We start from the raw sequence: 12,098 nt of genomic DNA, 5'->3' as shown, positions 1-12,098 counted from the left end.
TTACCCCATCATCAAGATTTCATGGCATCGCATTTCACTGAACCACCACGAATCTGTTGCATCGGTGCAGGGTATGTAGGCGGACCCACGATGGCGATGATCGCCAAGCAATGTCCCGATATACCCGTTCATGTCGTAGACTTGAACTCTGCTCGTGTCCAAAAATGGAACTCCGATGATTTACCGGTGTACGAGCCGGGACTGGATTCGATTGTGAGAGAGGCGCGAGGCCGAAACCTTCGCTTCTCGACGAACGTCGAGCAAGCGATCCAGGAATCGAACATCATCTTTATGGCCGTCAATACACCGACCAAATCCTTCGGCGTGGGAGCTGGGCGCGCGGCCAATTTGGAGTTTGTTGAAAAGTGCGCGCGGACTATCGCAGAACATTCGACGGGCCATAAGGTCGTCGTGGAGAAATCGACACTCCCTGTTCGAACCGCCGAAGCCATCAAACGAATCCTGCAGAATTCCGTCAGCGGAGCCACCTTCGATGTGCTCAGCAATCCGGAGTTTCTCGCGGAAGGAACCGCAGTTCAAGACTTGCTCAACCCCGATCGAGTTCTCATCGGTGGCGAATCGCCCGCCGCCATCGAAAGGCTCGCGTCGATCTACGGTCGGTGGGTAGCACGTGAAAAAATCTTAACCACCAATCTTTGGAGTAGCGAGCTTTCCAAACTTACGGCGAACGCATTTCTCGCTCAACGCGTCTCTTCGATCAATGCCATTTCCGCTCTGTGTGAAGCGACAGGTGCCGATGTGGATGAGGTGTCTCGAGCAATCGGTACCGACTCTCGAATTGGCCCCAAGTTTTTGAAGGCATCTGTTGGGTTTGGGGGCTCCTGCTTCCAAAAGGATATTTTGAACCTGGTTTACCTATGTGAGCATTTCGGATTGCGTGAAGTCGCGAAGTATTGGGAGCAAGTCGTGACGATGAACGACTACCAAAAGCGTCGCTTTTCCGAGCGAATTGTCCGCACGATGTTCAACTCCGTATCCAATAAGCGCATCGCGATCCTAGGTTTCGCGTTTAAAAAAGACACCAACGACACACGTGAATCGGCCGCAATTTACGTCTGTCGCGACTTGCTCGAGGAACGCGCTCAATTGGCGATCTATGATCCTCAAGTGAGCGAAGAGCAAATTCGGCACGACTTGTACAAGGCATTTGAGAACTCGCTCGGTGGACTTTCCGATCTCCATCGCGAACTGATCGAACGCAATGTAACCGTGTGCGAAACACTCTACGAAGCGGCGGACAAAGCGCACGCACTGACGGTACTAACCGAATGGGATGAGTTCAAAACCCTAGACGCGGCCAAAGTACTACGATCGATGCACCGCCCAGCGTTCGTCTTCGACGGACGAAACATCGTGGATCGTACGAGCTTGGTGCAACTTGGATTCGAAGTGCATAGCATCGGCAGATCGCCCGATATGGCTTAGTCGCGGCTGCTCTGAATTGATTCACCCTGAGAGAGCTCGGTTTCGCTGCATTTTGTTTTCCCGTCTTTGAAAACATCTCTTAGACATCCCGCGGTTAATACCAACGCGCAAAACATAAAAATGAGATTACTGGGGGTGCGAGCCGTCCACTCCTCCCAAGGTAAAGGGTAGCGAAAGAATCCAAAATTTAGCCCAAAGTAAACCCAAGTCGCTGTGAGCAATGCTCTCGACGCAAATTTGCTGGCTCGTTCTCTTTCGGCGTTGCGTGACGAGTACCAAGCGATTGCTGTCATGAGGCAAATCGGCAAAGCCCCGTAAATGATCCACGCGAGAATCAGCGGAACCTGAGGTTCTAGGTATCCCAATTGGCGGATCGTTTTGCCGGCGATAGGAATCAAGACGATCGGTAACAATATAAAGTAGGGAGCTGCGAACCCGCGGCATATCAGGACGATGGGCAGGAAAAGGAGGGAGAGGCCGTCATCGTAGAGATGGCTGAGAATGGGCATACCGGACGTGAACTCGGCCAACGCAAGGAGAATCGCATGTAGCGATAGAAGGCTGTACTCCCAAGCCCCTCGTCCCATCGCTTCGTCAACCGGGTTTGCTCTCGGACGAATCTCATTGCGATGCAGGTAAAGTCCGATCGCTAACGTTGCCGCCATGATCGCGCCGAATGCAATCTCCATCATGTTCCACCAATTGATCTTTGCAGTCCAAGCTAGCGTGTGGAACCACTCCCGGTTCCATCCATAAAACGCTTGGAGGGACTGCCCGGCTGGGAAGCCGACAGCGCCCCCCAATGCGCCCCATAACCCGAGCTTCAGAGCGAGACGGTCAACGCGAAACCAACCGAGATAGAACAAAAGAGTGCTATAGCAGAATAGAATGCCTCCCCAAACCTCAGGACGGGGCTTCCATTCGTGATCGGGGGACCACCGCCAGTCGCTCGAAAAGTAGATCCACGGGAGCCGATGGTTTTCAGGATCGAACGGGCAATTGATAACCACAACTCCTATCCACTGCGCACCGTAGAGCAGCGCGAGTACAAAAACCCATTCCCACCAGCGATAGTGAACTCCGCTTAATCCAGCGCCCAAAAAAGTTGCCGCGATTCCAATCCAAAGTCCGCCTTTGATCCCAAGGCCAAGCATCCCCCAGAGCAGCGCACCCCAATTCCCTACCAGTTTAGGGTCGTGTGTCAGTCCAGTCGTTTGACCATACGTCATCGAACCTCCTACCCCGATGGCAACCGCGAACATCGCTGCAGCGCGCGCACCTGAAAGAGATCGAGCGTTGGGTGTGAAGCGAAGCAATATCGCTAGTCCCACAAGGACTCCCGCAATCATTGCACCCGTCTCGTGTCCGTATTGCCCTCGGATCCCCCAGCCCATCCCCCCAGCAGCTGCGCACATACCGATATCCCCCAGAACAGAATTCCGGGAGTCGTTGCTCGTGGATTGGAATGCAGAGGAATCACCGTCCATATCGGAGCTGTTGCTCATTGGCCACCTCGTCCCATCAAACGATCAAAGCGGGGGTTAGATAAATCGTCTAGGAAAAATGAATCCGTACATCGGCGAGTGTCGCTGCTTCTTCGTCGCTGTGGGTGACATGAAGAACGGTCATTCCTGATTGAAGATGGATCTCTTTCAGCAATGCCTGTAATTCAAGGCGAGTCGCTTCGTCTAGGGAACGGAGCGGTTCATCCAGCAACAGGACTTCAGGGTGAAACGCGAGGGCTCGTCCCCAAGCGACCCGCTGGGATTCCCCTCCGCTAAGAGCTTGTGGATAGTGATGCAGGAGGGAAGCGATTCCAAGTTTCTCGGCTATTTCGGGAACCCGTTTACGAATCCTCTCTTGACTCCAAGGCTTCACTCGCAGGGGAAATGCGAGTTGTTGCTCAACGGTCATGGTCGGGAACAGTGCCAAATCTTGGGGCACATGCCCCAGTTGGCGATCCGCGACGGCTACATCGGTCATCTCTTTGGAACCGATCCAAATCTGTCCCGCCGCGATCGGCTTCAAGCCGCAAAGGGCTTCTAGGACAGTTGTCTTCCCGACCCCTGTCGGTCCCATCAGTACGCCATAACACCCCGATTCGATACGAAATGAAACGTGCTCACGACGAAAACTCCGTGAGCATGCAGTCACGTCGATGAGCTCAATCATGCCGCTCTCTTTCCACCGAACCATCGCATCGCAAACAATTCCTACGTCCGCGACCCCTAATCGAACATCATTCGCGACTTCATTCACGTTCGATCGAAAAGCCAATGTTGCCGATTCAAGATCACGCCAAAGGTTCGCTCTCTGCAGCATCTGTCGCGTTTGTTGACCGACTGCCGCCGTGTCCGGATTGGCCTGAACCAATCGAATTTTTGGCTGGAGAAGTGAACTCCATCCGGTGACGCCTTTTGGATTTCCTTTTCTCACTGCAAGACCGATGCGCATGGTGGCGATTGGAAAGACCTCGTCCACCAACCCCTTCTGGGTTGCAATTCGCAGGTAACTGTCGTCCGCAGGAAGGAACAATGCGCCAGTGCGCGCGATTTCCAACTGCGCCAAAAGAGTTTGGGATGCACCAAAATGCATCACAACACGATTCCCTGTCTTCGCCTCATAGAGTTGGCAGATCTCTTCAAGCACCGCGCGGTTACTGGACGCAACATAAAGTTGCACCTCCCTCTCACCCTCGCGGCTTTCCCCCAATCGTGAATCACTGCAAGGTGGAGCCGATCGAACAAGCGAAATCACGATGCCAACGGCTGCAAATAGAGAAAGCGCTAACGCAATGAATACTTTGGCCATCCGCGATCTCAACTCACTGTGAAGAAACCAGCAATGCCATTCGACGGCGATACGTTTCCTCATCCAATCGGTCTGTTAGAAATTGGTATGTGAGAATGTACTTCTCGATTCTCGCTCGATCCTCGTGTTCGTACCCTTCCCGATAGGCAACTCGATCGAGGCGGTAGTTGTCTTGCAAATCCAGCAATTTTGCGGCTCTCGCAATCGGGTTGCGTTGAAGCAGGACAATATAGTCGGCGTAAGACATCTCGCGTTGATGCGTCAAGAGTTGAACTGCTTCGCACGCTTCCAGGTCGACGCCAGCCTCGATCAAGTCCTGCAGTGTGGCGGCCGTGTCTTCCAAGACGTCGTGCAGTACGGCCGCCTGTTGAACCCGAGGATCCTCACTCATCATCATCATGCGGAGCGGGTGTTGAATGTAATCATTCCCCTGCTTGTCTCGCTGACCACGATGGAATCGGGTCGCGAGCTCGATCGCCCTCTCCAGGGGGCTCTCCAGATCGGATGAAGGCGGTTTTTCCAAGCTCATCGATCATCGTCCAAGGAGTCGTCATCCAAGGAGTCGTCATCGAAGTCCGGGTGCATCGGATCGTCTGGGTCGAGGAAGAAGTCTCCCAAACCGTGCGGTAGAGTATTCGCACCCAGAGAACGCGACTTCCGCTCTCGAGCCGACTGCAAATCCAACGCATCCTCTCCAAGACAGGAGACCAATGCCTGCCGCCAGACTTGATCCTTGGCGACCGGGTGAGTTGGGTCTTGCGCTAATAGTTTCATCGCGTACCGGAGTAGTTGGATACCATCGCGCGCGGAATAGTCCAATTGCAAGGAATGCGATTGCTGCAAGAAGTCGATCGTCAGCGTTAGAAGTTCTTCCGCAGCGAAGGGGAGATGATACTTCAAAATTGCCAGCTCATCGTCCCGGTTCGGGAAACCGACCGCGAGCGATGGTTGAAGCCGACTCATGATGTAGTCGGGAATCTCATAAGTCGAGTCATCTTGATTCATGGTTACCGCGCATCGGAAATCGCGGTGGGCTTGAATCGAGACCCCAGCCACAATCGACTCGATATATCGACGATGGTCCAGGAGTGGAGCGAGAGATGCCCACGACTTTTCATTCATCCGATTCCCTTCGTCCAGAATGCAGACTCCTCCCTTGATCATCGCGGTGACCAAGGGAGACGCATGATAAGCAATTTTTCCATCGCTCCCTAAGATTGGGGTGATGAGCAGGTCTTCTGGTCGCGTGTCTGCGGTACACTGGTAAATGTACAGAGATTGATTTCTCGCTTTCGCAGCAGCCATCGCCAAGGCGGTTTTGCCGATGCCAGGCGGGCCGACTAAACGAGGTGCGAGAGGGAGATCTTTGTCATCGACAACGAGCCAACAGGCCAGTAATTGCCGCAATACCTCTCCTTGACCGATCCATTGCAATTCGTTTGTAATCGGATTGCTGAGCGTAAGGCTGACGCCATCGATTTGAATTTTATCCTGCATAACGGTCGATTGGATTTCGGACTGGCCACGGAAAGTAGAGAAGAACGGGACGGGATTCGCATGCAAAAGGATTGTACCAGATTCGACCACGGAGTATCCCCAATTGAGCGATAGCTTTCGTTTGGATGATAAAGTGACCCTGCTGCCCGTCGTGCATCGCAGCGGCGCCAACGCTCGAGCCGTGGAGGAATGGCTGCTTCAGCATCAAGTCGATTGCTTGGCCGTCCCGCTTCCACCCTCGTTTCGCGAGTCGGTGCTCGCCGGAGTGGAGCAGCTCCCAACGATTTCCTTGGTCGCACAAGCCCCAGCGGCCAGTTCGCGTTGGGAGGCGGAGCAAGCTTGGCTCGATTCCGGAGAGTCGGAAGACCCCGATGGCGACCAGGACGAAGAAGACTCGGAACTCGCTCCCTTCTCGGGCGAGTCCCTGCCGTATAGCTACGTGCCGATCGACCCGAGTCAAAGCGTCATTGCTGCGATTCGATATGCGATGGGGGAACGCATCCCCATTCGATTCGTGGATCTCGAAACGGACGTTTTTACAGGCGACGAGGAATTCCTAGTCCCCGATGGATTTGCGCTGAAGGAAGTGCCTCTGGATACCTACAACGCGGCGATCTTAACTACCGTTCCGCGTCCTCAGTCCGAGCAAGTCTTGGCGAGGATCGAATCGATGGCCTCCAAGCTGCTTTCTCTCCGCCAGCACTACAAGAAGATCGTGATGCTCTGCTCGGTGGGGCATTGGCCTTGGCTACGTGAAGCCTACCAACGACAGCTAGCTACCCCATGGGTGGCCGATGGGGATTTTCATGACGAGCCAGCGGTCAATCATTCCGTAGAGGAATCGACCTTAGTGTTTCTTCTCGGAGAACTCCCTTACATCACAGCAGTCTACGAGCAGTCGCGTTACGAACTTTCCGACGACCCGCATGCTGCTGCCATCGACGGAGTGAAACGTTTGCTCCTTTCGGCGCGAGCTTCCTATTTGGCAGATTTTGGCCAACGGGCTCGGCGCATTTCGCCCCTCCTGCTTTCGCAGTGCTTGAAGTACATCCGCAATTTGACATTGCTCGATCGGCGGCTCACCCCAGACATGTACACGTTGGTTTTGGCTGCGAAACAAACCTGCGGTGACCAGTTCGCAATTCACGTTGCGGAAACCCTCCGCAACTATGCGTTCCAAGAACCTTTGCCGTGGTCCTCGGTCCAGATGGGGATTCATCAATTGCGATTGCCCGATGGAGAGGTTGTCCCCGCCATCAGCCGATTAGGGCAGCACCTTGGCGAGTGGCGAACCCTTCAGCTCAATCGCCGTCCGCTCAAAGACGAGTCCCGGCAGTGGCGACTCCAGTGGAATCCATACAAACAATGCTCTTGGCTACCCGACGATGCGAAAATCGAGAGCTTCCGAACGCGAGTGATCGAACGGGCTCGCGCACTGATTGGAGCGGACTTGGCACGGAGTGAAAAATTCACAACGAGCTTGATGGATGGTATCGACATCCGCGAAACATTGCGTCACTGGTACGATGGTCAGCTCTATGTGAAGGTTCAGCCACCCAGTGTGGGAACACTGGACGCGTGCGTCTTCATCTTCGATCCTAACCCCGACCCGAAGGTCTATTCGTGGCAGACGACTTGGTTTGCCGAGTTTGCTTGGGAATCAACTCTCGCATTCTATGCGACCGACTTCTCTCGCGAGATCCTTGGTCCAGGCATCGCGGTCGCGACGTACGGGGGGGCGATGTTTCTGTTTCCTCCGAAACCGATACCGGACATTTGGAAGGATCGGGATCTGCAATTCGCTGATACGCTGGAAGAAAGGCTGATCGCAGCGGCATGCAAACATTCGGAGGCAAAGCAAATCGCTCTCCTGTCACCCATTGCACCGACTGCTTCGTGGCGGCGAATCGCCAAGCAATTCGGTAAATCGCTCGTGCATGTCCCGCTGTCGCAATTCAGCGACGCAATGGTCGCCCAGTTGCGAACCGTCCATGTTCTCAACGGTCAAGAAGTTCGCAGTTATGCGGCCCACTTTATTCGTCAAGCATAGACGAGAATTTCGACGTTACGGCTTTGCTGGAGGGGGCTCGAGAATCTGGAACTGGATGTTGCGCATCCAAACCTCGCTCCCGTGATCCGTTAGCATCAGCTTGCCACGAAAGGTCTTTCCGAATCCATCGGCATCATTGAACTTGCTCGCCTGGTAACGACGATCCCAATCGGAATCTCCGATCGTAGCAGAAACGATCTTCTTCCCATTGAGCCAGTGTTCCAGCTTTGGGCCTTGCGCGACGATCTTTGCTGCATTCCATTCGCCAGCGGGATGAAGCAGCTTTTCACTGTTGGGTTCGTAGAGATCGTAAATAGCTCCCGTACTGTTCTTGGGTTCTACCTTTTTGGCATGGTGATCGTCGTAAATCTGGTATTCGAAACCAAGCCACCTGCCTCCGTAATTCCGCACTCGATACTTGATGCCGCTATTGCCAGACTTGGCTACTTTGAAGTCAAAGCTCAGTTCGAAGTCGTCAAACTCTTCCTTCGTGAGCAAATTGCCACCGCGAGGTATCTCCGCTCCTCGTTGGAGGTGAATCTCACCTGATTGGCATTCCCAAGCAGCAGGCGCTGGCTTGCCATCGAACGCTTGCCATCGCTCCATGGAGTCGGAAAGGAACGGGCTTTTGGTCGGTTCATCCGAATAGCCCCGATCGGAAAACAAAAAGAAAAGGGCTGGGAGTGCGAACTGCAACACAATACGCAGGTGTGACCTAGGCGAGAAAACCATGGCGAGACTCGATTGGAGAACAGGAGAGGACGGAGCGACTTAGGTACCGGGTAGGATGCTTCATTATATCTACCGCGAAATACGCCGCTCGCTTCCTGCGCAAGGATGACAACGGCCAGTTGAACTTTACAATACAAGCCCTCGAGAACCAAACAAGGAACCCAACTCCATGTCCCATGCGGATGCTCCGCTAGAACTGATCGAATTGATGGCTGCTGCCCGTGATGCGGCGACCAGGGCTTACAACCCGTATAGTCAATTTTCGGTCGGCGCTGCCATTCGTACATCGAGCGGACGAATCTTTGCCGGATGCAATATCGAGAACGCCTCCTACTCAGTCACTCTCTGCGCCGAGCGGGTCGCCGGTTCTCAAGCGATTTTGCAAGGTGAATTCGATTGGGAGAGCATGGTCGTTCTATCCCCCCAACGTGTTTCACTCTGCGGCGTTTGCAGGCAGTTTTGCCATGAGTTCGCACCAAAGATGCGAGTTTGGACAGGTTTTCTACTCGAAGATCCCCGTCTGATCGGCCCAGTCATCCTCTCGGATCTGTTGCCGGATGGAATGACTTTGGATCCTCGCAACACTCCATCATGACCTCTAACTTATCTACGTCGGAGTCGCTCGATCAAGCGTTCGAAGCGAAACGGAGCCGTTATGTTATCGGCATTGATTTGGGAACGACCAACTGTGCCGTCTCGTACATCGATACGAGTCTATTGCAATCGAACGACGGTCCTCCTCTGGTCCAGTCCTTTCGCGTCGAGCAGATGATCGACTCCGGGACTCGACAACATCGAGAGACTCTCCCGTCATTTCATTACGAACTTCAGTCAGCCGAAAGATCGGGGGTCGATTCTCGATTTCAATTTGGCGGCTCCAGTCATACGGGAATCGTCGGAACGTTCGCGCGCGACCGAGGGCTGGAAATGCCGGGTAGAGCGATTGCCTCCGCCAAAAGTTGGCTTTGCAATCCCATGGTGGATAGGCAAAGCGACCTTCTGCCATGGGGAGCCGACGAGGATGTCGAAAAGCTCTCTCCCGTGGAAGCGAGCCGTCGCTATTTGGAACATATTCGGCGTTGCTGGGATCGCGAACATCCTGATGCGCCGATGCAGGAGCAGGAGACGATTGTTACCCTACCAGCCTCCTTTGACGAACTGGCGCGGCGATTGACGATTCTTGCAGCTGAGCAAGCGGGGTTGAAGCAGCTGGTGCTCATCGAAGAACCGCAAGCGGCGTTTTACGCGTGGTTGGGACGGCACGAACAAGACTGGATGGAACGCATTACACCCGGTCAGACTATCTTGGTGTGCGATATTGGTGGAGGCACAACCGATTTCACGTTGATCCGTGTCGTCGATCGAAGCTCGGTTGCTGCCACAACCATCGACCAACGCGATCAGAGCCAATCTGTCTCAGAGAAGCTGGAGAAGAACTTTGGCTTGCACCGAGTTGCCGTTGGCGAGCACCTCATGCTCGGTGGAGACAACCTCGACTTGGCACTTGCGCGCTGGGCAGAGGCGCAGTGGATTCAAGATTCACCGGGAGGGGAAAGCCTCAAACCCCGGCAATGGGATGCGTTGAAGCTCCAATGCCGAGGTGCGAAAGAGTGTTTGCTGGGATTGGATCCGCCCCAGGAGTATCGACTTAGTATCCCAGGAAGCGGAACCAAGCTCATTGAGTCGGCGCGATCGGTGGTGATGACACTCTCCGAAGCAAAAAATTTACTGGTGGATGGCTTCTTCGGATTCGTTGATTTGCACGATCGTCCCAGCTCGGTCGACTCTGGTTTTCAAGAATTCGGACTTCCCTACGCCGCTGACCCCAATGTGTTGCGCCACCTAGCAGCTTTTCTTTGGGATCACCGATGGGCGGGCCGCTCTGAGACTCACGAAACCATGACCGATCCTATCGCAGCGCGCCCCGACTGGATCTTGTTCAATGGTGGTGTGCTCGAATCCCCTGCGATCAAGTCGGCGGTCTTGGACCAGATTGCGCGGTGGTTCGGGGCACAGGATGGTTGGAGACCTCGTGAGTTGTCTGGAAATCGATTGGATCTCGCGGTATCGCAGGGCGCTGCCTATTACGGGCAGGTACGCCGCGGCGAGGGAGTCCGAATCGACGCTAGGTTGGCGAAGACCTACTACTTGCAAATCGAATCCGACCCTCCTCGGGCTATGTGCATCATGCCCGCTCAAGCTCAAACGGGAGAACGCTTTTTGTTGGATCAGCATCCCTTGATGCTTTCAGTCGGGCAACCCGTTCAGTTTCCCATGTTCGTCAGCACGACGCGTCTTCTGGATCGTCCAGGTGATGTGGTCGAGATCGATCCGAACCAGATGGTCCCAACCGCTCCGATCCAAACGGTGCTCGAGTTGCCACGGAGGAATCAGCAACGAATGCTCCCTGTGTTGCTCGAATCCGAATTGAGCGAGATCGGTACTCTGGCCATTCAGTTACGGGTCGATCAGCGATCCGACGAGCATGAGTATTCCGAGGCCACGCCTGAAACGCATGCTCTGCCCTTAGCATGGCGACTGGAGTGCGACACACGAGGCGAATCAACGGGGCTTCGAAACAGATTGCAAAAAGCGGTCGATATCGCAGTGCTTCGCAAGGCAACACAGGGCGGGACACGTGTGTTCGGCCCCGAGTCGATAACGCCTCCCAAGGAGGCTTGGGAGGCATTGAGCGAAGAAGTCGGCTTGAATCGTCGCGACTGGGAGCCTGCAGTCCTGCGCGAGATATGGCGCGTGCTGATGGAAAATAGCGAGTATCGAAATCGATCTCCGGAGCATGAAACCCGATGGCTCAATGTTCTTGGCTGGTCCCTGAGGCCGGGCCTTGGCGTTCCCGCCGATAGTTGGCGCGTTCAGTCGACGTGGAGAGCGGTGCATAACAAATTGGTGCACCGAAATGCAGCGGTCCAGTCCGAAGCGATCGTGCTGTGGCGTCGTATCTCGGGTGGATTTACGAGCGGCCAGCAAACAGCTTTGTATCAGGATGTTTGGTCAAAGCTTAAGCCAACACTCTCAGGCGGAGGAGGTTTACCTCTCGGGAACAACGTGGCGATGGAGTTGCTTCGATTGCTCGGATCGCTGGAGCTGTTGTCGAGTCAGGACAAGGAATCGTTGTTGGAAACGCTGATTGGTTCGCTATCAAAAAAACGATTGGAGCCGCTTGCGACTGCGATTCTTTGGACGGTGGGTCGATTGGGGACTCGCGTTCCGTTGTACGGCGGTTGGGATCAGTTGGCGCGGGCCGAGAAGCTGGAGAGTTTGTTAAAGAAGCTAGTGTCCAGCTCGATCGTAAAGAGTGAATCGGTTCGCGCGGCCTACTCCTTGTGCTTGATGCAATGTGCGCAGCGAACGGGTGATCGACGCCGTGATATCAGCCATAGCCTGCGGCAGCAGATCCTGATGGAGATGAAAGCCTTAGCGATGCCGGAGAAGCATTGGCAGCGAATCGAGGAAGTGAGCGCGAGCGATCAAGATCTCGATGCCATTGTCGGCGAAAGCCTTCCCCTCGGATTCTCCCTCGCCGGAACCACGCAGTCGTAGA

General features: G+C 54.5%; 9 protein-coding genes. 4 read left to right on the top strand and 5 right to left on the bottom strand.

Features of this window, described 5'->3' with window-relative positions; all coding sequences use genetic code 11:
- Positions 1–21 precede the first annotated feature (21 nt).
- The gene (locus VN12_RS11300; RefSeq protein WP_146676934.1) at positions 22–1,446 is read left to right on the top strand and encodes a UDP-glucose 6-dehydrogenase; all 1,425 of its coding nucleotides are present in this window, start codon (positions 22–24) and stop codon (positions 1,444–1,446) included.
- Here the strand turns inward: VN12_RS11300 and VN12_RS11295 are convergent.
- From VN12_RS11295 to VN12_RS11280, 4 genes are read right to left on the bottom strand one after another with little or no spacing between them, the layout of a single operon-like run.
- On the bottom strand, positions 1,443–2,951 hold the full coding sequence (locus VN12_RS11295; RefSeq protein ID WP_146676933.1) for a hypothetical protein: 1,509 nt from the start codon (positions 2,949–2,951) through the stop codon (positions 1,443–1,445). The genes VN12_RS11300 and VN12_RS11295 overlap by 4 nt on opposite strands.
- A gap of 49 nt (positions 2,952–3,000) precedes the next feature.
- The gene (gene modA, locus VN12_RS11290) at positions 3,001–4,257 is read right to left on the bottom strand and encodes a molybdate ABC transporter substrate-binding protein (RefSeq protein WP_168164340.1); all 1,257 of its coding nucleotides are present in this window, start codon (positions 4,255–4,257) and stop codon (positions 3,001–3,003) included.
- A 13-nt stretch (positions 4,258–4,270) separates the two neighbouring features.
- Positions 4,271–4,786, bottom strand: a complete 516-nt coding sequence (locus VN12_RS11285; protein WP_146676930.1) for an HD domain-containing protein — start codon at positions 4,784–4,786, stop codon at positions 4,271–4,273.
- The gene (locus VN12_RS11280; protein ID WP_146676928.1) at positions 4,783–5,754 is read right to left on the bottom strand and encodes an AAA family ATPase; all 972 of its coding nucleotides are present in this window, start codon (positions 5,752–5,754) and stop codon (positions 4,783–4,785) included. Before VN12_RS11280 ends, VN12_RS11285 begins: the two co-directional genes overlap by 4 nt.
- Positions 5,755–5,857: 103 nt before the next feature.
- On the opposite strand from VN12_RS11280, the gene VN12_RS11275 reads away from it, so the two are divergent.
- Entirely contained in the window at positions 5,858–7,804 is a 1,947-nt protein-coding gene (locus VN12_RS11275; RefSeq protein WP_146676926.1) for a hypothetical protein, read from the top strand.
- 15 nt (positions 7,805–7,819) lie between these two features.
- Here VN12_RS11275 and VN12_RS11270 read toward each other — a convergent pair whose 3' ends face one another.
- Positions 7,820–8,536: a DUF1080 domain-containing protein gene (locus VN12_RS11270; RefSeq protein ID WP_146676925.1), complete on the bottom strand. Its 717-nt coding sequence runs from the start codon at positions 8,534–8,536 to the stop codon at positions 7,820–7,822.
- Positions 8,537–8,705: 169 nt separating this feature from the next.
- Between VN12_RS11270 and VN12_RS11265 the strand changes: the two genes are divergently transcribed.
- Positions 8,706–9,131, top strand: a complete 426-nt coding sequence (locus VN12_RS11265; RefSeq protein ID WP_146676924.1) for a cytidine deaminase — start codon at positions 8,706–8,708, stop codon at positions 9,129–9,131.
- A complete protein-coding gene (locus tag VN12_RS11260) occupies positions 9,128–12,097 on the top strand; it encodes a hsp70 family protein (RefSeq protein WP_146676922.1) in 2,970 nt (989 codons plus the stop codon). Before VN12_RS11265 ends, VN12_RS11260 begins: the two co-directional genes overlap by 4 nt.
- The last annotated feature ends 1 nt before the right edge of the window (position 12,098 follow it).

The organism is Pirellula sp. SH-Sr6A, from assembly GCF_001610875.1.
In the GTDB taxonomy this organism is placed as follows: Bacteria; Planctomycetota; Planctomycetia; order Pirellulales; family Pirellulaceae; genus JBKCUI01.
This window is presented reverse-complemented; position numbering and strand designations above follow the sequence as displayed.

Excerpts from the sequence above, each read along its gene's own strand:
- VN12_RS11260 (WP_146676922.1), top strand. The coding sequence starts at position 9,128 with ATGACCTCTAACTTATCTACGTCGGAGTCGCTCGATCAAGCGTTCGAA.
- modA (WP_168164340.1), bottom strand. The coding sequence starts at position 4,257 with ATGGCCAAAGTATTCATTGCGTTAGCGCTTTCTCTATTTGCAGCCGTT.
- VN12_RS11295 (WP_146676933.1), bottom strand. The coding sequence starts at position 2,951 with ATGAGCAACAGCTCCGATATGGACGGTGATTCCTCTGCATTCCAATCC.
- VN12_RS11280 (WP_146676928.1), bottom strand. The coding sequence starts at position 5,754 with ATGCAGGATAAAATTCAAATCGATGGCGTCAGCCTTACGCTCAGCAAT.
- VN12_RS11270 (WP_146676925.1), bottom strand. The coding sequence starts at position 8,536 with ATGGTTTTCTCGCCTAGGTCACACCTGCGTATTGTGTTGCAGTTCGCA.
- VN12_RS11265 (WP_146676924.1), top strand. The coding sequence starts at position 8,706 with ATGTCCCATGCGGATGCTCCGCTAGAACTGATCGAATTGATGGCTGCT.
- VN12_RS11300 (WP_146676934.1), top strand. The coding sequence starts at position 22 with ATGGCATCGCATTTCACTGAACCACCACGAATCTGTTGCATCGGTGCA.
- VN12_RS11285 (WP_146676930.1), bottom strand. The coding sequence starts at position 4,786 with ATGAGCTTGGAAAAACCGCCTTCATCCGATCTGGAGAGCCCCCTGGAG.